Raw genomic sequence first — 23,150 nt, 5'->3', positions numbered from 1 at the left:
GATCGGACACCCAGAAAAAGGCCGGGATTTCCCGGCCTTTTTCGTTGCGTGCAGTAGTGAACCATTCAAGCTCGTGAGCATCCGTTTCATCCTCGCTTGACCGCCACCAAACGCGCACCCGCGCACTCTGTACCTGCGGCGACGGTGCCGTTTCAAACAAGGATGCCAACCCATGAACAAAGACATCATTTCCGGCAAGTGGACGCAGCTCAAGGGCAAGGCACAGGCCAAGTGGGGCGATCTGACCGACGACGATTTCAAGGTGGCCGAGGGCAATGCCGAGTACTTGGCAGGCCGGCTGCAGGAGCGCTATGGCTGGGCGCGCGACCGCGCTGAAAACGAAGTGCGCGACTTCGAGAAAGCCATGCGCAAGGATTATCCGGATTTCCACTGACGCGGTACGCCGCGTGCAGTGAGGCGGCACGGCCGCCAGGGTATGAAACCAGGCGGGCCGCATCGCGCGGCCCGCTTTTTCTTTTTCAGCGCCCGCGGTAGGACGGCGGGTCCGGGACATAGCCCTGCGGGAAGGACTGCGGGGCATCGTCGCGGCGCAGCGCACGGCGCGGCATGACCCCGCGCGCGATCAGGTTGCGCTCGCTGTCGTAGCGCACATCCAGCCGCTGGGTTGGCATGCGCGTGGCGCGGTCGAAGGTGGTGTTGTCCGCGCGCGAATACTCGCGCGCACCGTGCCCGGTGCCGAGCTGCGGGGCGGGCGCCGCTGCTCCGCGGGCAGAAGCCACGTCGGCCGCCGCCTCGGCCTGCGGGGCCTCGCGCAGGATCGGGCGCGAGGGGCGGGCGATCGGTGGCGCCGGGGCGTAGCGCGCCGCTTCGCGGAAGACAGCGATGCCGATCACGCCGATGTTGTCGGGGCGGCCGGTGCGTGCCGCGTAGCTGCGGCCAGGGTCGCTGAACACGAACTGGGCGACCTCGCGCGACGACTTGCGCCAGCCGCTGATCTCCGCCCGCTGCCACGGGTCGAGCACATAGCCGGTCTGTCCGGGAGCGGCGACCTCGCCGGTGATGGCGTTCAGGCCGTCCACCGACAGCACCACGAGCACGCGTTCGTTGCTGTCGTTGCGCAATGCCACGCTGTAGCGGTGGCCCTGCTGACCGGCGATCCAGCGCTGGGAGCCGTCCGGATACTGGCGAAGCGTGCGGCCGCTGTCGCGGTCCACCACCTGCAGCGATACCGGCCCGGCATCATCGGGGAACGGGGCCACGGGCGTGAAACCGCACAGCATCCACATGGCCAGCAGGGGCAGAATCAGGCGTTTCATGGCAGGCATCCGGGTTGGGGTACGGGATTGAACGCCCCAGCCGGTCCAACGGGGTTGCGCGCGGGCAGGTAAACTGGGGGCGTTCAACTGTCCGTAATGATTCCCTCATGACCACCCGCGTTCTTACCGGCATCACCCCCTCCGGCACCCCCCATCTGGGCAACTACGTGGGGGCCATCCGTCCGGCCATCGCGGCCAGCCAGGCCTCCGGCATCGAGAGCTTCTTCTTTCTGGCCGACCTGCACAGCCTGATCAAGGCGCAGGAGCCGGCGCGGACCCAGCGCTCGACCCTGGAAATCGCCGCGAGCTGGCTGGCGTGCGGGCTGGATCCGGACAAGGTGTGGTTCTACCGGCAGAGCGACATCCCGGAAACCACCGAGCTGATGTGGTTCCTGACCGTCATCGCCAGCAAAGGCATCCTCAACCGTGCCCATGCCTACAAGGCGGCCGTGGACAAGAACCGCGAGGAGCAGCTCGACGACGATGCCGGCATCAGCGCGGGCCTGTTCATGTACCCGGTGCTGATGGCGGCCGACATCCTCATCTTCAAGGCCGACCGCGTACCGGTCGGCCGTGACCAGATCCAGCACATCGAGATGGCGCGCGATTTCGCCCAGCGCTTCAATCATGTCTACGGCAAGGAGTACTTCCCGTTGCCGGAGGTGGTGATCGACGAACAGGTGGCCACGCTGGCCGGCCTGGACGGCCGCAAGATGAGCAAGAGCTACCACAACACCATTCCGCTGTTCGCGCCGCGCGCGGAGCTGAAGAAGCTGGTGTTCTCGATCCTCACCGACTCGCGCGCACCCGGCGAGCCCAAGAGCACCGAGGGCTCGGCGCTGTTCCAGATGTACCAGGCCTTCGCCACTGCCGAGCAGACGGCTGCGTTCGCCCAGGCATTCGCCGACGGCATCGGCTGGGGCGATGCCAAGCAGCAGTTGTTCGAGCGTATCGACGCCGAGCTGACCCCGCTGCGCGAGCGCTACGAAGCGCTGATGGCCGAGCCGGAGAAGATCGAGGCGCTGCTGCGTCGCCGCGGCCAGCAGTTGCGCGAGCAGTACGCGGTGCCGCTGCTGGCCGAACTGCGCCATGCGGTGGGCCTGCGCGATCTGTCCAGCGCCGGTGGCGTGGCCAGCGAAGACAGCGGCGAAGCACGCGCGGCGCCGCCGATGTTCAAGCAGTACCGCGAAAAGGACGGCCGGTTCTACTTCAAGCTGCTGGCCGGTGACGGCAGCCTGCTGATCCAGAGCGAGGCCTTCGATTCGCCGCGTGATGCCGGCCAGTTGATCGGCGTGCTCAAGCAGACCACGCACGGCGATGGCCTGCAGAGCGAGCTGTTCAAGGTCGAGGTCGATGTGGCGGTCGTGCTCGATGCCCTGCAGGTGTTGCGCGAGCAGGCCTGATCGCAGCGGTACCGGCCTGGTGCCGGTACCCTGCCGCCGGCGGCACCGACGCATGGCATGATGCGGGCATCCTGCACGGGAGACTGCAATGGCCTGGTTGTCGTTGGTATTGTTCCTGCCCTGGTTCGTGCTGTTGGGTACGCTGTACTGGCTGTTTCCGCGGCAGCCACGTGGCCCATCGCGCCGCCTGTTCGACGGCGTCGCGCTGGCACTGGCCTTCGCCCTGAGCATCCTGGCGATGCTGTGGGGCCATCACATCGGTGTGGTGCAGTCCGATGCTGGCCCGATCTGGCGGCAGGTGCTGGCCGTGCTGTATGCCTACGGTGCGTTCCTGGCGGTGATGGTGGCCGCGATCCTGCTGCGCGGGCCGGTGCTGGCGCGGCGTTCGACCAAAGCCGCATCGAAGCCGGCGGCGGGTTCGCCCTAGACTGGGCGTGGCGTAATGTGCCGATTTTCCGCCAGGGATGAGCCGATGACCTCCGACCCCAGCATCCACACCATCGATACCGCGTTCCAGCGCGACGACTTCGACGCCGCCTATCTGGTGGTCGAAAACGGGCGCGCTGCGTTCATCGACTGCGGTACCGGGCTGGCCGTGCCGGCCATGCTCAAGGCGCTGGCACGCGCGGGGGTACCCGCCGATGCGGTCGACTGGCTGGTGCTGACCCATGTGCATCTGGACCATGCCGGCGGCGCAGGCCTGCTGATGCAGCAATTGCCCAACGCAAGGCTGGTGGTACACCCGCGCGGTGCTCCGCACATGGTCGATCCGACCCGGCTGATCGCCGGCGCCACCGAGGTGTATGGCGAAGCGGAAATCAAGCGCAGCTACGGTCCAATCCTGGCGGTGCCGGCCGAACGCGTGGTGATTGCCGAGGATGGCCATCGCGTCGATCTCGCCGGGCGCGTGCTGGACTGCGTGCACACGCCTGGCCATGCACGCCACCATCTGTGCGTGTGGGATGCGCGCAGCGCGAGCTGGTTCACCGGCGATACCTTCGGCCTGTCCTACCGCGAGCTGGACAGCGCGCGCGGGCCGTTCATCCTGCCCACCTCTTCGCCGGTGCAGTTCGAGCCGGAGCCGCTGAAACAGTCGATCGCGCGCATGCTCGACCGCTCCCCGCAGGCGATGTACCTGACCCACTACGGCCGCGTGGACGACGTACCGCGCCTGGCCGCCGACCTGGTCGAGCAGATCGATGCGATGACCGACATCGCGCGCCAGTGCGATGCACGGCCGGACCGCCACCGCTGTCTGGTGGCCGCGTTGACCGCGCTGTACCTGGAGCGCGCGCAGGCCCACGGCTGCCCCCTGGATGATGCGGCGGTGACGCAGGTGCTGGCGATGGACATCGAGCTCAACGCGCAGGGCCTGGCCTGTTGGCTGGATCGCGACCGGCGTTGAGGGCGGCCGGGGCAGCGGTCATGCAGGTGTCACGTTACACTCGGGCCTTCCGTTTTCCGCCTGGTGTCTGCCGTGAATCCGATGCGCATGCTGCTGTTGTCGTCCTGTCTGTTCGTCGGCGGTCTGGCCCACGCGGCCAACGACCTGCCCGGTGGCGGCATCGACCCGGACGCGCTGTCGCGGCACGTGCGCATCCTTGCGTCTGACGCGTTCGAAGGCCGCGCGCCGGCGTCGGCGGGCGAAGAACGGACTGTCCAGTACCTGACCGAGGAGTTCCGCAGGTACGGCCTGCAGCCCGGCGGCGTGGACGGCACCTGGGTACAGCCGGTGCCGATGGTGCGTGCGCAGGTCGATGGCCCGGTGCGCGCGCAGCTGCGCCAGAACGGCAGAGCGCATCCGCTTGTCAATGGCGAGGACGTGACGCTGCAGAGCCTGCGGCCGCAGGCGGCGGTGGACATCCAGGACGCGCCGCTGGTGTTCGTCGGCTATGGCATCGACGCGCCGGAGCGGCAGTGGGACGACTACAAGGACGTCGACCTGCACGGCAAGATCGCCGTGATGCTGATCAACGATGCCGATTTCGAGGCCGATGCGCCCGGCGCATTCGATGGCAAGGCGGTGACCTACTACGGCCGCTGGACCTACAAGTTCGAGGAAGCCGCGCGGCGCGGCGCGCAGGGCGTGCTGATCGTGCATGAAACCACGCCGGCCGCGTACGGCTGGGCCACGGTGAAGAGCTCCGGTACCTCGCCGCTGTTCGACATCGAGCGCACCCCCGAGCAGGCGCTGGCCCAGCACGTGCCGGTCCGCGGCTGGATGCAGCGCGCGCTGGCCGAGCAGCTGTTCCGCGATGCCGGACTGGATTTCGAAGCCGAGAAGCGCCGGGCGATGACGCCGGCGTTCACCCCGGTCGCACTCGGCGACGCGCGCCTGTCGGTGAACTTCAAGCTCAAGCGTGAGCAGGTGATCACCCGCAACGTGGTGGCCAAGCTGCCCGGTGGTGCGCACGCCGATGAGGCGGTGATCTTCTCCGCACACTGGGATGCGTTCGGCATCGGCCAGCCGGACGCGAAGGGCGACCGCATCCGCCGTGGCGCGATCGACAACGCCACCGGCGTGGCCACCGTGCTGGAGCTGGGCCGGGTGTTCGCCGCCGGCCCGCAGCCGCAGCGCACGCTGTACTTCGTGGCGCTGACCGCCGAAGAGAAGGGCCTGCTCGGGGCCAGCTACTACGCGGCTCACCCGCTGGCGCCGCTGGACAAGACCGCCGCCGTGCTCAACATCGAGATGTTCAGCCCGGATGGCCCGACCCGCGACATCGCGTCGTGGGGCAAGGGCCGGGTGTCGCTGGAAGGCGACCTGGCGCGCGTGGCCAAGGCCCGTGGCCGCACTTATTCGCCGGATCCGAATCTGGAAGCCGGCTTCTTCTACCGCGCGGACCATTTCGCGTTCGCGCGTCTGGGCGTGCCCGCCATCACCATCGGCCCGGGGCTGGACATGACCGACGGCGGGGTGGAGAAGGGCCGCGCGCTGCGCGATGCGTACTTCGCCGCCTGCTACCACCAGGCCTGCGACGCCTGGACCCCGAGCTGGGACGCCAGCGGCCATGCCGCCGACACCCTGCTGGTCTACGACCTGGGCGCGGAACTGGCCAACAGCCGGCGCTGGCCGCACTGGGAAGAGGGGTCGGAGTTCCGCGCGGTGCGCGAGCAGAGTGAGTCGGCGCGCCGCTGACCCTCAGCGCCGGCGCCGGAACCGCGCTGCCACTCCCGCCGTCCCGACCCGCCCCTGCGACAGCCGCAGCGCCCGAGGGCGCTGCGGCGCGTCCGCCGCCGCACCGCCCGATGCCTGTCGTGTCGCGTCGCCGCGCCTACGGGTGCGTGCGGGTGCCATCCAGCCAGTTCGGGCCCTTGTTCTTCAGGAAGAACACATAGACCACCAGCGACACCGCGATCACGGCGGTGACATAGATCGCGAACGAGGTGACATGGCCGGTCTTCAGTGCGCCCTGGTACAGCAGCGGGGCAGTGCCGCCGAACAGCGAGTTGGCCACCGCGTAGCCGAAGCCCACGCCCAGCGCACGCACGTGGGTGGGGAACAGTTCGGCCTTCACTACGGCGTTGATCGAGGTATAGCCGGTAAGGATGACAAAGCCGATCGCCAGCACCAGGAAGGCCATCAGCGGGTCGTGCTGGTTGGGCAGTTCGGTGATCAGGTACCAGGTGTACAGCACGCCGCCGACGCCGAAGAACACCAGCAGGCTCTTGCGTCCGACGATGTCCGACAGCCAGCCGCCGATCGGCTGCAGCACCATCAGGAAGGTCAGCACGCCGAGGTTGATCAGGGTGCCGGTCATCACGTCGTCGCCGGCGAAGGCGCTCTGGATCATCTTCGGCCCGTTGACCGAGTAGGTGTAGAACGCCACGGTGCCGCCGGCGGTGATCAGGAAGCACAGCAGCAGCGGACGCCACTGGTGCACGAACAACTCGTACATCGAGCCGGAGGCCTTGGCCTTGCCCGTCCTGGCCGCCTCGATGGAGTCCTCGCCCAGTGACTCGTCCATCGTGCGGCGCAGCCAGAACACCACGATCGCAGCGATCCCGCCGATGCCGAAGGCGATGCGCCAGCCCCATTCGGAGATCTGCGGCTTATCCCAGAACATGAGCATGGCCAGCAGCGTGAGCTGTGCCAGCACATGGCCGCCGACCAGGGTGACGTAGTGGAACGAGGACAGGAAGCCGCGCCGGCCCGGGATGGCCGCTTCGGACATGTAGGTGGCGCTGGTGCCGTACTCGCCGCCGGTGGCAAAGCCCTGCAGCAGGCGTGCGAACAGCAGGATCACCGCCGCCCAGATGCCGATCTGCGACGCGGTGGGGGTGATGGCGATCAGGAACGAACAGGCGGCCATGACCGTCACCGAGACGGTCAGCGCCAGGCGGCGGCCGTAGCGGTCGGCGAAGCGGCCGAAGTACCACGCCCCGATCGGGCGCATCAGGAAGGTGGCGGCGAAGATCGCCCAGACGTAGAGCGTGGAGTTCTTGTCGGCGGCCGAGAAGAACTGCGATTCGAAGTACACCGCGAACACCGAGTAGACGTAGACGTCATACCACTCGACCAGATTGCCGGCCGAGCCTTTCAGGGTGTTGGAAATGGAGCGGCGCAGGGCGGCGCGGGAGGCGGCGTGCGGAATCGCTGGAGGGATGGTCGTGCTCATGCAGGGTAGGGGTCCTGGCTGGAAAACGGTCGAACTGACCGGGCGGCAGCTCCTTGTTACCTTATCGCACGTCAACGACAGGTGCCCGCGCGGCAGCGGCAGATGCCCTGCAACGGATACAGCATGCCGTTTCCCGGGGTGATTGCCGGCAGCGCGGTGCCCTAGAATTCCCACTCCCCCGGATGGTGGTGTGCCATGTCTTCACCTGAACCTGCAGCGGCTGCTCCCCGGAGCGGCCTTGTCGTACTCGCCTTGTTGCTGGTTTACGTGGTCTGGGGGTCCACCTATCTCGGTATCCGGCTGGCGCTGGAGGGCGGCGCGCTGCCGCTGACGACGGTGTCCGGCGCGCGCTTCATCATCGCCGGCTCGCTGATGTACGCGGTGCTGCGCTGGCGTGGCATGCCGGCACCGACCCGGCGGCAGTGGCGCAATCTCGGGATCATGGGGCTGACCATGCTGGTGCTGGGCAACGGCATGGTGGTGCTCGCCGAGCGCACGGTGTCCTCGGGTCTGGCCGCCACTGCGGTGGCATCGGTGCCGTTGTGGATGGCGCTGTTCGCCGCCATGCGCGGCCAGCATGCCAGCCGCGGCGAATGGCTGGGCATCGCGATCGGCTTTCTCGGCGTGGTCTGGCTCAACGCGGGCAGCAGCCTGACCGCCTCGCCGCAGGGACTGATCCTGCTGCTGGTTGCCCCGATCGGCTGGGCATTCGGATCGATCTGGGCGCGCGGGCTGGACCTGCCCAGCCCGTTCATGACCGCCGCCGGGCAGATGCTCTGCGGTGGCGTGATGCTGGTGGCGCTGGGCCTGGCAACCGGTGAGCGTCCCACCACCTGGCCCTCCCTCAGTGGTCTGGCGGCGGTGGCCTACCTGTGCGTGTTCGGCTCGATCGTGGCGTTCACCGCGTACGTGTGGCTGCTGCACAACGTGCGCCCGGCCCTGGTGGCCAGCTATGCCTACGTCAATCCGGTGATCGCGGTGATCCTGGGCGTGATCATCGGCAATGAGCATTTCGGCAGCCACGACCTGCTGGCGATGGCGGTGATCCTGGCCGGCGTGGTGGTGTTGACCCTCGCCCGGACGCGTGCGAAATGAGCCTGTCGCCGCAGCACAGCCTGCAGGAACAACGTCGCGGACTGGCAATCACCGCGTTCACCTTCACCCTGTGGGGGCTGGTACCGGTCTACTGGCACCTGCTCAAGGCGGTGCCGTCGCAGCAGATCATCGCCCACCGCATCATCTGGAGCACGGTGCTGGTGGTGGCCTGGCTGCTGCTGAGCGGGGGCACCGGCTGGTGGAAGGCGATCGCCGCGCAGAAGCGGGCATTGCCGACACTGGCGCTGAGCAGCCTGGCGATCGCGTTCAACTGGGGCCTGTACATCTGGGCGATCAACGCCGGGCATGTGATCGAAACCAGTCTCGGCTACTTCATCAATCCCCTGGTCAGCGTGCTGCTGGGCGTGGTGGTGCTCAAGGAGCGCCTGCGCCGGCTTCAGTGGCTGGCAGTGGGCTGCGCCGGGCTGGGCGTGGCCTGGCTGACCCTCGACGCGGGAACGCCGCCGTGGATCGCGCTGGGGCTGGCCTGTTCGTTCGGGCTGTACGGCCTGCTGCGCAAGCTGATCTCGGTCGACCCGGTGGCGGGCCTGGGCGTGGAAAGCCTGTACCTGTTCCTGCCGGCCATCGGCTTCGCGCTGTGGAGCGAGAACGGGCACGGCGGCGGCTTCTTCGGGGGATGGGGCTGGCAGAACGATGCGCTGCTGATCCTGGGCGGCGCGGTCACGGCCCTGCCGCTGATCGGTTTCGCCTACGGAGTCAAACGCATTCCGTTGTCGCTGGTCGGCATCCTGCAGTACATCGCACCGAGCCTGGGCCTGCTGCTGGGCGTGTTTTTCTTCCGCGAACCGTTCGACACCGCCAAGGCGATCGGCTTCGCCGCGATCTGGACGGGGCTGGCGCTGTTCATCGGCGACAGCGTGTGGCGGTCACGCAGGGCCGCCTGACGCCAGAATGCCGCGCCGCACCCCCGTAGAGCCGGGTTCTACCCGGCTGCCGCAGGCGCAACGCCGTCCACGATCATCGCCGCGCCCGCCCCCGTAGAGCCGGGTTCCACCCGGCTGCCGTCGGCGCAATGCCGGCAACGACCATTGCCGCGCCGCGCGCGGCCAGCCGACCAACGGTCGACTCTACCAGGCGATGCGCAAAAAAAAGACGGCGCCCGAGGGCGCCGCCTTACTTCCATCAACGGCTTGGAGAGAGTAAGCCGTGGATCAGAAACGCTGGATCAGAAACGCTGCTGGTACTTCATGTACATGAAGCGGCCGATGTCGAAGCCACCGTAGTAGGTGAAGCTGCTGTTCGGCTGGCTGTACATGATCGGACCCTGATGGTTGAACACATTGTTCACGCCCATCGACACGGTGCCGTTCCACGGCAGCACGTAACGCACCTGCAGGTCGTGGAAGGTGTTGGAGCCCACCTTGTTGCTCGGCTGCGCGTCGGTATAGACCGAGTTGAAGTCCGGCAGGTTGCATTCGGGGCCGCCGGTCAGGTCGTACGAGCACTTCTCCTTCATGCTGGAGTAGTAGCGCGCGGTCCAGCCGATGCCCAGGTTGCCGTAGGTCCAGTCCACGTTGAGGTTGGAACGGACGCGGAAGTTGCCGCCCCAGCCGGTGAACTGCTCGACCGGCGTGGTGTCGATGTTGTCGCTCTTGCGCTCCAGGTAATCCACATAGGTGGTGTTCCAGGAGATCGCGAACTTGCCGATCGCCAGTTCCGGCAGGCGGTAGCGCACGCTGAGGTCATAGCCGGCGGTTTCCTGGAAACCGGCGTTGTTCAGGGTGCGGTCCAGTGCGGTCACCTGGCCGATGTTCTTGCCAGAGGTGGAGCGGGTGAAGCGGCCGCATGCGGACTGGTTGCCCTGGATGTAGCACTGGTTGAGGATGTCCGTTGCCGACTCACCCACGATCACGTTGTTGATGCGGATCTTCCACCAGTCCAGGCTCAGGTCCAGGCCGGAGACGAATTCCGGGCTGTACACAACGCCAACGGTCCAGGTCTTGGCGGTTTCCGGCTTCAGCGCCGGGTTGGAACCCGAGTTGAAATCGGTGGTCGCCTGCTGGCCCGGCACCATCGCATTGCTGCCGTCGGCGCTCTGCTGGCGGAAGTTCGCCGGCACGTTGACCGCGCAGCGCGCAGCGACGTCGGGGCTCTTGGCGGCCGCACCGAACAGCGTGTCGCACGGATCGGTGAACGAATCGCGCGTGGTGACGGTGCCGCCGTAGAGGTCATCCACGGTCGGCGCGCGGAACCCGGTGCCGTAGGTGGCGCGTACCAGCAGGCTGTCGATCGGCTTCCACTTCAGGCCGAACTTGCTGTTGGTGGTGGCACCGAAGTTGTTGTAGTCCGAGTAGCGACCGGCCAGGTCCAGCGACAGTTCGCGGGCAAAGGCCATGTCGGCCAGCAGCGGCACCTGGAACTCCAGGTACACCTCGTTGAGCGAGTAGTCGCCGCGGGTCGGCTTGCCACTGGTACCGGCAATCCGGCCGTTCTGCACCATCTGGTCCGGGGTGTAGCTGGCCTCTTCGCTGCGGTGCTCGACGCCCATCGCACCCATGATGTCACCGGCCGGCAGCGAGAACAGCGAACCGGAGATGTTCGCGCTGGCCACCTTGGTGGTGCTCTGCATCTTGTCGACGAAACGGGTGAACAGGAAATCCTGCACTTCCTGGCGGCTCAGCGAACCGGCGCTGTTGGAGCCCATCGGCGCCAACGGGTTCCACGGGGTGCAGCCGGCGATCACATTGCCGACGGTGCCGCAGTGCGCCACGCCCTGGCTGTCGATGAACGACGGGCCGACGGCCAGGTTCACGTTCGGCTGGTACATGCTGCCCGTGCCGATGCGCTCGCCTTCATTGCGGTTGTACATGTAGCTGACGTTCCAGTCCCAGTAACGCGAACCGGTTTCGAAGCTGCCTTCCAGACCCAGGCTGGCACGCTTGGTGGTCAGGTTGTTCTCGGTGCCGCGCGGCATTTCCTCGGTGCGGTGCGCGAACAGCACGTCCTGGCCCCAATGGTTGAACGCGCTGTCCTTGGACAGGGCGGCACGGGTGCCGTTGCGGGCCTGTGCGGCCGAGACCGAGTACGGGTAGCCGGCCAGCTGCTTGGTCGACTCACGCTCGCTGTACAGCGCATCGGCGACGAGGCGCAGGTTGTCGGTGATGGAGAAACCGCCGTTGGCAAACACCGACTTGCGCTGCAGGCCGGTGAGCAGGCTCATGTTGCTCTTGGCGTTGCTGTCGTTGGCCTTGTCGACCGGCTTGAAGTTGCCCGGCTGCGACGGATCGCCGCCCGGGCCGACGCTGATGTTGGTGCCGCCGACGGTGGCGTAGCCCCACTCGGTGATGCCGCTCAGGCCGTCGGTCGGGTGTGCCGGGCCGTTCGGGTAGGCAGTGAACTCACGCGCGCTGCCCAGCACCGGATCTTCGTCGGTGTACTCGCCGCCCACGGTGAACCAGCCGCGATCGAAGGTCTTGCCGAAGGTCGCGCTGTAGGAGGTCTTCTGACCGTCGCCCTGGCCGTACTGGCCGACGTAGGCATTGACTTCAGCGCCGTCGAAGTTCCTGCGGGTGATGATGTTGACCACACCGGCGATGGCATCCGAGCCGTACAGCGCCGAGGCGCCGTCGGTCAGCACTTCAACACGGTCCACGATCGAGGACGGGATGGAGGCCAGGTCGGAGTAACCGCCGGCGCTGACGCCCATGCGGCGGCCATCGATCAGCACCAGGCTGCGTTCCGGCCCCAGGTTGCGCAGGCTGACGTACATGCCGCCGAAGTCGCGCGAGGAGGTCAGCGAAGACGCACGGCTCATGCTCGGCGAACCGGCGGCGGTGACGTCCTGCAGGATGTCGGCAACGTTGACGTAGCCCTTCTTCTCGATCTCGGCGCGGTTCAGCGCCACGACCGGCTGCGCGGTTTCGACGCTGGCCTGGCGGATGCGCGAACCGGTGATTTCAATGCGGTCGAGGTTGGTGGTGCCGTCCGCGGCATTCTGTGCGAAGGCGGGGGCACTGCAGCTGGCGACAAGCGCGATGGCGATCGCGTTGCGCAGCGGATTGGTCTTCAAATACATCCGTGCGTTCTCTTTCTCAAAAAAATCGTTCGCCCTGGGGGCGGCGTGGGCACAACACCACGACGTGGGGGGCGGGATTCTAATGACTTTTCAAAATTTTTACTTTCATCTGAAAGCATGAAAAAGGCCTTAAATGAACACGCGCTGACAAATCCGCGCATTCAGACGAAACCTTTTTCATCTGCACGCATCGCGCATGCGCACGCACGCCGCCACGACACGTGGACGCATCCATAGCGGCGACGGCCGGCGCATCTTGAATGCCTGCGACACTGCGCCGCACCTCGAAAAACAAGCGGTATCGCGCACTGTGCGGCGCAACTAAACGCGCAATGAACACAAGCCAAAAAAAAGAACCGCACGCTTGCGCATGCGGTTCCCTCATTGCTATCCCGTGCGCGCGCCTGCGCACGCGTGTTCATTGCCAGTGCGTCAACCGTCGCGCAGGGCGGTGGTGATCGGCAGGCGTGCGGCACGCAGTGCCGGGAACAGTCCACCGACCAGGCCGATGCCGAGCGCCCACTTCAAACCGCTCCACAGCAGCTCCGGCGAGACCTTGAACTGGAACACCACCTGGCTGAAGTTGCTGCCGATGGTGGACACGCTGTAGCCGTTGAAGATCGCCCAGGCCACCGCGCCGCCCAGCAGACCGCCGAGGAGGGCGAGCAGCATGGTCTCCAGCATCACGGCGGTGACCACCGGCAGGCCGCGGAAGCCGATCGCGCGCATCGTGGCGATCTCGCGGGCCCGGGTAGCCACGGCGGCATACATGGTGTTGAGCGCGCCGAACACCGCGCCGATCGCCATGATCGCGCCGATCACGGTGCCGAGCACGCTGATCAACGTGCTGAGGCCACCGCCCTGCTTGGCGTAGTAAGCGCGGGTGGTTTCAACATCGAGCTTGAGGCGGGGGTCGCCGGCGACCGCCGCCTTGAACTGCTCGAAACCGGCCTTGCCCTCGGTGCGTACGCTGATCGACTGCCAGGCGCTGCGCTGGTAGGTCGCGGCCAGGGTCTCCGCGTCGGTCCACAGTTCCGACTCGTGCGCGTCGCCGGAGGCGAACACGCCCACCACCGTCCAGGCCTGGTTGCCCAGCATCAGCGTCCTGCCAATCTCCAGCCCCTGGAACTGCGCCTGTGCGCCCTTGCCGACCACGATCTCGCGCAGACCGGTGTTGAAACGGCGACCTTCGATGATCTTCATCTTGTCGTGTACCGCCCACGCCATCTCGCCGACACCACGGAACTGCGCGTTCACGTCGGTGCCGTCGGCCCGGGAGGCCACGTTGACCACCTGCGACAGCTCCGGCGAGATCAGCGCGCGTCCCTGCGCGTCCTTGGCCACGCCCGGCAGCGTGGACAGCAACGGCACCTGGTCGCGGGTGATGACCGAGTTGGTCTCGGCCTGCGAGCCGCCTCGCAGCACGATGGCGGTGCTGTCATCGCCGGTGCTGTTGAGCGTGGCCTGGAAACCTTCGCCCATCGCCAGCATGGCCACCAGCACGCCGACCACGCCGGCGATGCCGACCACGATCACCGAGGAGGCGCCCCACCGCTGCGGCAGGCTGGCGATGCCGATGCGGGTGGCCGCCAGGGCCAGCCGCCCGCTGCGGGTGACCGCCAGCCACAGCGCGATCGCCACGGCGACGACAAGCACGCCGAACCACGGCAGCGCGACCCAGACCGCCAGGCCCACGCCCAGCAGCAGAATCGACAGTGCGTTTCCCATCCAATGCTTCTTCATGTCGTTCTCCTGGGCTCAGCGCCCGGCCAATGCGTCGACGATCTTCAGCCGCTTGGCGCGCAGCGCCGGCAGCAGGCCCACCACCACGCCGATGACCAGGATCAGGCCGATGCCCATGAGCCAGGTCTGCAGCGGTACCTGCGGTGGCAGCAGGCCCATCGTCATCGGTGCGAGGATCGGCAGCACGAGGGCGGCCAGTCCCATCCCGATCGCACCGCCCAGTCCGATCAGCAGGACCGCCTCGACCATCACCAGCACCAGCACGGTCGCATCCTGGAAGCCCAGGGTCTTGAGCGTGGCCAGTTCGGGGATGCGCTCGCGCACCGCCTGCGCCATCGTGTTGCCGGTGAGCAGCAGCAGGGTGAAGAACACCGCGCCCATGATCGAGGTGACGATCATGCCGATGTCGGCGAACTGCTTGACGAAGGCCTGCTGGAACGCCGATTCGGTCTGCGACTTGGTTTCGTGGTCGGAGTTGGCCGAGATCGCGTCGATGGCCTGTGCCACCCGTGAGGCGTGGTCGGGGTTGTCCAGCGTCACCGTGTACCAGCTCACCTGGTTCTTGATGTAGTCGTTGGATTCGTCGAAGTACTTCCAGTTCATCATCAACTGGCGTTCCTCGTTGGCCGCCAGCGCCCGGTCCTTGGAGCGGTAGATGCCGACCAGCTGCAGCGGCCAGTCGTTGCTGCCCCCCCGCGGGAAGATCGTGGCCTGCAGCGGAATGGTGTCGCCGATCTTCCAGCCGAACTCCTTGGCCAGGCTCTCACCCACCACCGCGCCGGTGCGGGTGTCCTGGAAGGCCTTGAGCTGGGCCGGCGGCAACTGCAGTTCCCGGTAGACGTCGAAGTAGTTGGGCGCCACCGAGAAATTGGCGAAGAAGTTCTTCGGGTCCCGGTAGATGCCGCCGAACCACATGGCCGAGGTCACGTCGCGCACGCCGTCGACCTGGCGGATCTGCGGGTCCAGGCGGATCGGCAGCGATTGGGTGATCGACAGGCGCGAAGTCACCACCAGGCGGTTGACGCCTTCGACGCTGCCGCCGGAGGTGAACGCCACGCGTACCGAGTCGAGCATGCCGAACAGCAGGAAAGCGGCCACGACCGACAGCAGCGTCAGCAGGGTGCGGGTCTTGCTGCGGAACAGCTGGGCCCACACCAGCGAGAGGTATTTCATCGCGGCATCCTCCGTCAGTGGGCCGCTGGCGCGTCGGCCAGTTCGCCCTTGTCCAGGTGCACGGTGTGGGTGGCGTACTCGGCGGCCTTGGGATCGTGGGTGACCATGATGATGGTCTTGCCATGCTCGCGGTTGAGCTGCTGCAGAAGGTGCAGGATCTCCTCGGCCGACTGCCGGTCCAGGTCGCCGGTGGGCTCGTCGCAGATCAGGAAGGTGGGATCGGAGACGATGGCCCGGGCGATCGCCACGCGCTGCTGCTGGCCACCGGAGAGTTCGTTGGGCCGGTGGCTGCGGCGATCGGCAAGGCCGACCAGGGTCAGCGCGATCTCGGCATTGCGCCTGCGCTGGGCCGCACCGAGGTGGGTCAGCAGCAGCGGCAGTTCCACGTTCTTCTGTGCGGTCAGCATCGGCATCAGGTTGTAGAACTGGAACACGAAGCCGACATGGTGGCTGCGCCACGTCGACAGCTGGCCGCCACTCATCTGGTCGATGCGCTCGCCCTCGATCTCGATCTCGCCGCCGCTGGGCGTGTCCAGCCCCCCGATCAGGTTCAGCAGTGTGGTCTTGCCCGAACCGGAGGGGCCCATCAGGGCGACGAAATCGCCGCGCTGGATGTCCAGGTGGATGCCGTGCAGCACCTGCACCTTCTCGGGGCCGCGCTGGTAGGTCTTGGTGATGTTGCGGAGCGAAACGAGGGTGGACATGGACGGTTCTCCGGAGATCGGTGAAAAGAGGACAGGCGCGCGCCGGGGCGACACGCGGGAATCGCACATCGCGCCGCCACCGGAACCACGCCGGGGCCGCGTACACGCATCGGCGGGCGAGCGGCAGGACAGGCGCCTGCCGCGGGCCTCAGGCCGTCATTGCTTTTCCACGACCGCGCTGCCGTCGCGCAGCGCGGGTGGCGGGTCGGTGACCACCACCTCACCCGCGCGCAGGCCGGCGGTGACCTGGCGGTCGTTGTTCAACACCGTGCCGAGGGTGACCGTACGCTGCTGCACGCGCTGGTCGTCGCCCACCACGAAGGCCACGGTCTGCTCGCCGCGCTCGACCAGCGCCGAGGCCGGCGCACGCACGCCCTTGGGCGCGGCCGACCGGGGCTTGGCCGCTTCCAGGAAGCTCACCCGCACGCCCATCTCCGGCACGATGCGCGGGTCCTTGGTCTTCAGCGCCACGCGCACCTTGACGGTCGCCTTGCCACGATCGGCGGTGGGAATGATCGCGATCACCTCGCCGGGAATCTTCCAGTCCGGGTACGCATTGAGCGTGGCTTCGACCGGCATCTTCGGCTGCACGCGGCCGATGAAGGCCTCACCGACCTCGACCTCGATCTCCAGGGAATCCATGTCCACGATGGTGCCGATGCCGGTGCGGGTGAACCCGCCGCCGGCCGACAGCGGCGACACGATCTCGCCGGGTTGCGCGGACTTGGCAGTGACCACGCCGGAGAACGGCGCGCGCACGATATTGTTGTCCACACCCAGGTCGGCGATGGCCAACGCGTCGCTGGCCACGGTGGTGTTGCGCTGGGCGGTGCGCAGCTGTGCGCGCAGGCTCTCGCGCTGGGCGATGGCCAGGTCGTATTGCGAGCGCGACACCAGTTGCTGGCCGACCAGTGACTGCAGGCGTCCGGCCTCGGCCTCGGCCTGGGCCACCTGGGCCTGCAGCCCGGCCAGCTGGCTGCGCGCGGCCTCCAGCTGCGACGCCGACAGGCTGCGCTGGGCGTTGGCGTCGATCGGATCCAGCGTCGCCATGACCTGGCCTTCCTCCACGCGCATGCCTTCTTCGATCATCACTTCGCGGACCTTGCCGGTGATCTTGGCCGAGACCGTGGCCATGCGCCGGGCCACCACGTAGCCGCTGGCATCCAGCACGGTGCTGCTGCCGCCGCCCTGGCCCATCGCCACCACCGGCGCGGTGGTCACCTCGATCGGGCGCTCGCGGCCGGCGACAAACCAGCCGATCACGCCGAGCAGCAGCACCGCCACCACTGCCAGCACGATCCAGCGGCCGCGCCCGGACGAGGGCGGCGGCGGGGTCTTGCGGTCGATGCGGAGTTCCTTGAGCAGTTCAGCAGATGCGTTCATCGTGAGCCTGGACGGGGAATCGGGCCGAGTGTGACCGCAACGGCGGTCCTCGGGCAATCCGGCAGGGGCGCCGGGTGGTGCACAGCATGCGCGTACGACTGGCGCAGCGGCAGTGACAGCTGTCACCCGCATGCGCTGACGACGGCCACTGTCCGGGGCAAAGGCGACAGCGGAGGCTGTTCCCATCCCGTCCCGGAGCGTGTCCCATGTCCGATCCCGTTGCGTCTCCCCTGGCCCGGCTGCACCAGGCGCAGGTTCACTATGGTGCCGTGGCCGCGCTGCAGGGCGTGGGATTCTCCCTGCAGCGCGGCGAGATCCTCGCGCTGCTGGGCCGCAATGGGGCCGGCAAGAGCACGGCGATTTCCGTCCTGCTGGGTCTGCGCCGCCTGGATGCCGGCAGTGCCGAGCTGCTCGGGGGCGATCCACAGGACCGCGCCAGCCGCGCGGGCATCGGCGTGATGCTGCAGAGCACCGCGCTGCCGCCGGTGCTGCAGGTGGCCGAGCTGATCGACCTGGCGCGCGTCTGTTACGCCGATCCCCGTCCGCTGGACGAGTGTCTGGCGCTGGCCGGCCTCACCGACCTGGCATCGCGCCGCTACGGCCGGCTGTCCGGCGGGCAGCAACGGCGGGTGCAGTTCGCCATCGCCATCTGCGGGCGGCCGCGCCTGCTGTTTCTCGATGAACCCACCACCGGCCTGGACATCCAGGCCCGGCAGGCCCTGTGGCAGGCGATCCGGCAGCTGGCCGGCGAGGGCTGCGGGGTGCTGCTGACCACCCATTACCTGGAGGAAGCCGAGGCGCTGGCGCAGCGCGTGGTGGTCATCGAGCAGGGTCGGGTGCTGGCCGATGGCCCGCTGGCGCAGTTCCGCCCGCAGCGTGCGCCGCGCCGCATCCGCTGCCGCAGCGCGCTCGACGAGGCGGCAGTGCGGCAGTGGCCGGGCGTACGCGAGGTGCGGCGCGATGGCCTGCGGTTGCACCTGCTGGCCGAGCCGGCCGAGCCGGTGGTCGCGCGGCTGCTCGCCGAAGACCCGCAGCTGCAGGAACTGGACGTGCATGGCGGCGGCCTGGCCGACGCCTTCGTTGAACTGACCCGGGAGGCCGCATGAACACCGACGTCCACGCCACATCCGCCACCTCCCACCTCCCTCCCGCGTGGCCGATCTACCGGGCCGAAATCCTGTGCGAGCTGCGCCGTGCCTGGCGCTATCCGGGCTTCGTCCTGCCGTCGCTGCTGTTCCCGGTGCTGTTCTATTCGCTGTTCGGGGTCCTGCTCGGTCGCGGCCACGCACCGGTGTATCTGCTGGCCACCTACTGCGTGTTCGGTGCGATGGCACCGGCGCTGTTCGGCTTCGGCGTGCAGCTGGCGCTGGACCGCGAAGGCGGCCTGCTCACGCTCAAGCGTGCGCTGCCGATGCCGCCTCTTGCACCGCTGCTGGCGCGGCTGTTGATGACGGTACTGTTTGCGATCGTGGTGGCGGCCCTTCTGATTGCGGTGGCGAGCGCTGCCGGTGTGGTGGTGACGCCCGTGGCAACGCTGCATCTGTTGGCAGTGGCCGGGCTCGCGGCGTTGCCCCTGGGGGCGATTGGCCTGCTGATCGGCAGCCATGTCGGTGCCGGCGCAGCGCCGGCGGTGGTCAATCTGGTCTACCTGCCGCTGGCGCTGCTGTCCGGGCTATGGCTGCCGCTGTCGATGCTGCCGCCGCTGTTCAGCGCCCTGGCGCCACTGTGGCCGACCTGGCACCTGGCGCAGCTGGCGCTGCCGGCGGTGGGCCAGCCGGCGCAGGGCAGCGCATGGGTGCACGTCGGGGTGCTGCTGGGCGTGACCGCCGTGGCCCTGGCTCTGGCACGGCGCCGCCTGCGGCGCATGGGCTGAAATGGCATGATCGCGCCTGACCCTCGTCTCCTGGAACCGCCCGTGACATCGCGCTGGATCGCTACGCTGCTGCGGCCTGCGCCGGACTCGTCGGTGGCCGACAACCTGCGCCGCGGCAAACCGGCCTGGGCCGACGCGGTGCATCTGCTGTGGACCGGCTGGGTGTTCTTCACCCCGATCTTCGGCAGCGGCTACTCCTGGCGGTGGTTCTGGCTGACGCTGCTGACCTATCCGGTGTTCCTGGCGTTGTACGGCCGGTTGCTGCTCGCTCCGCGCCACCACGGCCCGCGCTATGCGCTGGCGATGGTGACGATGGGGCTGGCGCTGCTGCCGTGGTACCCGTCCGGCATCAGTTATTTCATCTTTGGTTGCGTGATGTTGCGCACCTGCCGGGACGGCGGCCTGTGGCGCTATCTGCTGCAGCTGCTGGCACTCAACGCGCTGTTCGTCGGCATTGCGCTGTGGGTGGGGTATCAATGGCAACTGGTGGTGTGGATTCCGTCGATGGCGTTGATCATCGGCATCATCATCAACGTCGAGAGCCTCAACAAGGAACGTGACGCGGCCCTGCAGCTGTCGCAGGAGGAAGTGCGGCGGCTGGCCGCCACCGCCGAGCGCGAGCGGATCGGTCGCGATCTGCACGACCTGCTTGGCCACACGCTGTCGTTGATTACCCTGAAGCTGGAACTCTCGCGCAAGCTGTTCGACCGCGATCCGGACGCATCGCGCCGCGAGGTCGCCGAAGCCGAGGCGATTGCCCGCCAGGCATTGGCCGAAGTGCGCAGCGCGGTCACCGGCATCCGTGCCAGTGACCTGGCCGCCGAGCTCGCCTCGGCACGGCTGCTGCTGGAGTGCCAGCACGTGCACCTGCACTACACACCGCCGCCGCCGATGCCGGTGGAAATCGAGCGCGCGCTGTCGCTGGTGCTGCGCGAGGCGGCCACCAACATCGCCCGGCATGCGCAGGCGCATCAGGCCTGGGTGCACTTCGAGGAGGACGGTCGCAGCTTGCTGATGCAGATCAGAGACGATGGCCGCGGCGGCGTGCAGTCCGATGGCAACGGCCTCAGTGGCATGCGCGAACGCGTGGCGGCGCTGCGTGGCACGCTGCACCTGCAGTCGGTACGCGGTGAGGGGACTTGCCTCTCGGTCCGGATCGCGCTGCCGGCGGCCACCACCGCCGTCGCCGCGCTGCCGGCCACGCCTGCCGGGCCGACGCCGCTGTCGGCGGGAGGTGCGCCATGATCCGCATCGTACTGGCCGAAGACCAGGCGATGGTGCGGGGCGCGCTGTCGGCGCTGCTCGGGCTGGAAGCCGACATCGAGGTGCTGGGCAGCGCGGCTGATGGCGAGGAAGCGTGGCGGATGGTGCAGCGGTTCACCCCGGACGTGCTGGTCACCGACATCGAGATGCCGGGCCTGTCCGGCCTGGAACTGGCCCAGCGCATCGCCCGCCATGCGCTGCCGGTCAAGGTGGTGATCGTCACTACCTTCGCCCGCTCGGGCTTCCTGCGCCGCGCGCTGGATGCCGGTGTGTACGGCTACCTGCTCAAGGATGCACCTGCCGACCACCTGGCCGATGCACTGCGCCAGGTCCAGCGCGGCGGCCGCGCGATCGACCCGCAGCTGGCCCTGGATGCGTGGTCGCAGGCCGACCCGCTCAACGACCGCGAGCGCCAGGTGCTGCGCCTGTCCGGCGACGGCCGCTCGGCCAGCGAGATCGCCACGCAGCTGGGGCTGTCGCACGGTACCGTGCGCAACTACCTCTCCGAGTGCATCGGCAAGCTGGGCGTGGCCAACCGCATCGAGGCCTATCGGCTGGCACGCCAGAAAGGCTGGCTGTAGGCAGGGCCGACCGGCACCCGGCCGGCACTACCGGCCCTTCGACATTGCCTGGAACACGCCGTCGCGGCGCACCCACAAGTGGAACAACGCGGCTGACAGATGCGCCACCACTGTGGCGAACAATACGTACGCAAGCAGGCTGTGCGCGTTGCGCAGCGCGGCGTACAGCGCCGGGTCGTGAGGCACGATTGCCGGCAGGTGGACCCCGGACCACATCACGATCGGGTAGCCGCCGGCCGACAGCATCGCCCAGCCGATCAGCGGCATGGCCAGCATCAGCGCGTACAGCACCCAGTGCGAGGCATGGGCGGCGGCCGCCTGCCACGCCGGCAGGTCTGCCGGCAGCGGTGGCGGACGGTGGCGCACGCGGTTGACCAGGCGCACCACCGCCAGCAGGAGGATCGCGATGCCAAGCGGGCGGTGCAGATCGATCAGTGCCGGCCGCCACTGCAGCGAGGCCACCATCGTCACCCCGACGAACAGCATGGTCAGGATCATCGCCGCCATCAGCCAGTGCAGGACGCGGGCGGTGAGATTGAAGTGTCCGTTGCCGTGCTTCATTGCCCACGCTCCCTGCCGGTGGCGGCAGCACCCTTGCCGTTGGCGATTTCGCGCTCGCGGCGGTTGAAGGACTGCGAGTACACCGCCGACCGTGCGGCCAGGATCGGGTCGTCCGATCCGGCAATGCCGCTGGGCAGGATCAACGGATCGTAATTGAGGTCGCGGCAGGCGCCCTCGGCCTGCGGCTGCATCGCCACCAGGCTGAGCGTGCCCACCTTCACCTGGCGACGCTGCGCGGGCCACACCTGCGAGGGATCATCGATCGGGTCGCCGTCCTCGGCAATTGTCACCCACATGTCCCAGCGTACCGGACCCTGCGTCAGCCGCTGCCCGAACTCCTCAGCCAGATAGTCCAGACCGGCCTGCGCGCGCTGTTCGGCGGTCATCGCCACGAACGGAGCCTGCGGGCGCATGCTCCAGCGCACGTAACGGTGGCTGCCATCGGCGGCGGTGAAGCGGAAGCTGTTGACGCCGTTGTAGTCGGTATTGGCCCAGCTGTTGGACCACGGGGCAGTCTTGGCCCACTGCTGGAACGCGCGCGCCGTCGGGTACTTTTCCAGCACCGCGGCCATCTTCGCCGGGTCCGGTTTGCCGGTGGCCGGATCGGGAATGCCCGCGCGGGTCTGTTCAAGGAAGGCGGCGGCGGTTGGCACGGCGAAGAACGGGAAGCTGTTCATTGCCGTGCGCCATTCCTGACCATCGTCGCTGACCAGCTGCAATGCCATGCTGCGCACGCGCGCGTTGGCGTCGGCGCCATGCGGGTCACCGCCCCCGATCGACAGGCGGCCCAGCACCGGCACCTGGGACTGGCGGAAGACCCGTGCCGAACTCAGCGCGGCACCCTCCGGCGTGCCCTGGAAACTGCCGCTGACGCACACGCCCTTGGTATGCGCACGGCGGAAGCCGGGATGCGGTGGGCCGGTGGCTTCGATGCTGTCGGTGAAGACCTGCGCGGTGGCGCGATCACGCCCGATCCAGCCGGCCAGCCAGGCGAACGCCAGTACCAGCACACCGGCGATCAGGGCGATCAGTGCCAGCCACAGCAGCGGCGAAGGCGGGCGGGGGGCGCCTGGCTCCTGGCCGGCGCGGGTATAGCCGAATAGCGACATGTCCGGGTTCCTGCCTTCACGATACGTGTGGGTGGCGACCCCTGCATGGTGTCAGAACCGCCGCGCGGCCGATATTCACATTTTCGACAAGAATCCGTCGGCAGATAGCCAAGCCAGATAAAGCCGAACCAACGGCAACCCCGTAGAGCCGGGTTCTACCCGGCTTGCGTCAGTCCGCGCGATGCCCAACGAAAGGCAGCCCCGTAGAGCCGGGTTCTACCCGGCTTGCGTCAGTCCGCGCGATGCCCAACGAAAGGCAGCCCCGTAGAGCCGGGTTCTACCCGGCTTGCGTCAGTCCGCGCGATGCCCAACGAAAGGCAGCCCCGTAGA

Annotated in this window: 20 protein-coding genes; 11 read left to right on the top strand and 9 right to left on the bottom strand. The window is 67.9% G+C overall.

Annotated features, from left to right (window positions below):
* The first annotated feature begins 172 nt into the window (after positions 1–172).
* On the top strand, positions 173–394 hold the full coding sequence (locus GDJ08_RS18180; protein WP_017355368.1) for a CsbD family protein: 222 nt from the start codon (positions 173–175) through the stop codon (positions 392–394).
* 85 nt (positions 395–479) lie between these two features.
* On the opposite strand, the gene GDJ08_RS18175 is transcribed toward GDJ08_RS18180, so the two are convergent.
* Entirely contained in the window at positions 480–1,277 is a 798-nt protein-coding gene (locus GDJ08_RS18175) for a hypothetical protein (protein WP_153165437.1), read from the bottom strand.
* 107 nt (positions 1,278–1,384) lie between these two features.
* Between GDJ08_RS18175 and GDJ08_RS18170 the strand changes: the two genes are divergently transcribed.
* From GDJ08_RS18170 to GDJ08_RS18155, 4 genes are all read left to right on the top strand, one after another.
* Positions 1,385–2,680, top strand: coding sequence for a tryptophan--tRNA ligase (locus GDJ08_RS18170; protein WP_017355370.1), 1,296 nt, complete (start codon positions 1,385–1,387; stop codon positions 2,678–2,680).
* An 88-nt stretch (positions 2,681–2,768) separates the two neighbouring features.
* The gene (locus GDJ08_RS18165; RefSeq protein WP_153165436.1) at positions 2,769–3,107 is read left to right on the top strand and encodes a hypothetical protein; all 339 of its coding nucleotides are present in this window, start codon (positions 2,769–2,771) and stop codon (positions 3,105–3,107) included.
* Between the two features lie 45 nt (positions 3,108–3,152).
* Positions 3,153–4,085 (top strand): MBL fold metallo-hydrolase, encoded by a 933-nt coding sequence (locus GDJ08_RS18160; protein ID WP_017355372.1) that lies wholly within the window; start codon positions 3,153–3,155, stop codon positions 4,083–4,085.
* 81 nt (positions 4,086–4,166) lie between these two features.
* Positions 4,167–5,819: a M28 family metallopeptidase gene (locus GDJ08_RS18155; protein WP_153165456.1), complete on the top strand. Its 1,653-nt coding sequence runs from the start codon at positions 4,167–4,169 to the stop codon at positions 5,817–5,819.
* Positions 5,820–5,955: 136 nt separating this feature from the next.
* Here the strand turns inward: GDJ08_RS18155 and GDJ08_RS18150 are convergent, their stop codons facing one another.
* Positions 5,956–7,299, bottom strand: coding sequence for an MFS transporter (locus GDJ08_RS18150; protein ID WP_017354743.1), 1,344 nt, complete (start codon positions 7,297–7,299; stop codon positions 5,956–5,958).
* A gap of 195 nt (positions 7,300–7,494) precedes the next feature.
* Between GDJ08_RS18150 and yedA the strand changes: the two genes are divergently transcribed.
* Positions 7,495–8,394 carry a drug/metabolite exporter YedA gene (gene yedA / locus GDJ08_RS18145; RefSeq protein WP_017354744.1) on the top strand — a complete coding sequence of 300 codons (900 nt, stop codon included), beginning with the start codon at positions 7,495–7,497 and terminating at the stop codon, positions 8,392–8,394.
* Positions 8,391–9,299 (top strand): EamA family transporter RarD, encoded by a 909-nt coding sequence (rarD, locus tag GDJ08_RS18140; protein WP_017354745.1) that lies wholly within the window; start codon positions 8,391–8,393, stop codon positions 9,297–9,299. The genes yedA and rarD overlap by 4 nt, the downstream gene beginning before the upstream one ends.
* A 281-nt stretch (positions 9,300–9,580) precedes the next feature.
* Here the strand turns inward: rarD and GDJ08_RS18135 are convergent, their stop codons facing one another.
* The 5 genes from GDJ08_RS18135 to GDJ08_RS18115 form a co-directional block, all read right to left on the bottom strand.
* Complete coding sequence (locus tag GDJ08_RS18135; protein WP_017354746.1) at positions 9,581–12,430, bottom strand: TonB-dependent receptor plug domain-containing protein; 2,850 nt, start codon at positions 12,428–12,430, stop codon at positions 9,581–9,583.
* Between the two features lie 432 nt (positions 12,431–12,862).
* Positions 12,863–14,173, bottom strand: a complete 1,311-nt coding sequence (locus GDJ08_RS18130) for an ABC transporter permease (protein ID WP_153165435.1) — start codon at positions 14,171–14,173, stop codon at positions 12,863–12,865.
* 15 nt (positions 14,174–14,188) lie between these two features.
* Positions 14,189–15,346 (bottom strand): ABC transporter permease, encoded by a 1,158-nt coding sequence (locus tag GDJ08_RS18125; protein WP_017354748.1) that lies wholly within the window; start codon positions 15,344–15,346, stop codon positions 14,189–14,191.
* Between the two features lie 14 nt (positions 15,347–15,360).
* Entirely contained in the window at positions 15,361–16,050 is a 690-nt protein-coding gene (locus GDJ08_RS18120; RefSeq protein WP_017354749.1) for an ABC transporter ATP-binding protein, read from the bottom strand.
* A gap of 156 nt (positions 16,051–16,206) precedes the next feature.
* Positions 16,207–17,433, bottom strand: coding sequence for an efflux RND transporter periplasmic adaptor subunit (locus GDJ08_RS18115; protein ID WP_153165434.1), 1,227 nt, complete (start codon positions 17,431–17,433; stop codon positions 16,207–16,209).
* Positions 17,434–17,639: 206 nt separating this feature from the next.
* Here GDJ08_RS18115 and GDJ08_RS18110 point away from each other — a divergent pair, with 206 nt between their 5' ends.
* From GDJ08_RS18110 to GDJ08_RS18095, 4 genes are read left to right on the top strand one after another with little or no spacing between them, the layout of a single operon-like run.
* The gene (locus GDJ08_RS18110) at positions 17,640–18,539 is read left to right on the top strand and encodes an ABC transporter ATP-binding protein (protein WP_017354751.1); all 900 of its coding nucleotides are present in this window, start codon (positions 17,640–17,642) and stop codon (positions 18,537–18,539) included.
* The gene (locus tag GDJ08_RS18105; RefSeq protein WP_136006672.1) at positions 18,536–19,306 is read left to right on the top strand and encodes an ABC transporter permease; all 771 of its coding nucleotides are present in this window, start codon (positions 18,536–18,538) and stop codon (positions 19,304–19,306) included. The genes GDJ08_RS18110 and GDJ08_RS18105 overlap by 4 nt, the downstream gene beginning before the upstream one ends.
* Before the next feature lie 6 nt (positions 19,307–19,312).
* On the top strand, positions 19,313–20,551 hold the full coding sequence (locus tag GDJ08_RS18100; RefSeq protein ID WP_153165433.1) for a sensor histidine kinase: 1,239 nt from the start codon (positions 19,313–19,315) through the stop codon (positions 20,549–20,551).
* Positions 20,548–21,150 carry a response regulator transcription factor gene (locus GDJ08_RS18095; RefSeq protein ID WP_017357033.1) on the top strand — a complete coding sequence of 201 codons (603 nt, stop codon included), beginning with the start codon at positions 20,548–20,550 and terminating at the stop codon, positions 21,148–21,150. The genes GDJ08_RS18100 and GDJ08_RS18095 overlap by 4 nt, the downstream gene beginning before the upstream one ends.
* A gap of 27 nt (positions 21,151–21,177) precedes the next feature.
* Here the strand turns inward: GDJ08_RS18095 and GDJ08_RS18090 are convergent, their stop codons facing one another.
* Together GDJ08_RS18090 and GDJ08_RS18085 are read right to left on the bottom strand one after the other, a co-directional pair.
* Positions 21,178–21,711, bottom strand: coding sequence for a cytochrome b (locus tag GDJ08_RS18090; RefSeq protein ID WP_153165432.1), 534 nt, complete (start codon positions 21,709–21,711; stop codon positions 21,178–21,180).
* Positions 21,708–22,820, bottom strand: coding sequence for a catalase family peroxidase (locus GDJ08_RS18085; RefSeq protein ID WP_153165431.1), 1,113 nt, complete (start codon positions 22,818–22,820; stop codon positions 21,708–21,710). The genes GDJ08_RS18090 and GDJ08_RS18085 overlap by 4 nt, the downstream gene beginning before the upstream one ends.
* Positions 22,821–23,150: the final 330 nt, after the last annotated feature.

The sequence above is a fragment of the Stenotrophomonas nematodicola genome, from assembly GCF_009467805.1.
GTDB classification, from domain to species: domain Bacteria; phylum Pseudomonadota; class Gammaproteobacteria; order Xanthomonadales; family Xanthomonadaceae; genus Stenotrophomonas; species Stenotrophomonas nematodicola.
The sequence above is the reverse complement of the archived record's forward strand: the minus strand, read 5'-3'. Positions and strand labels throughout refer to the sequence as shown.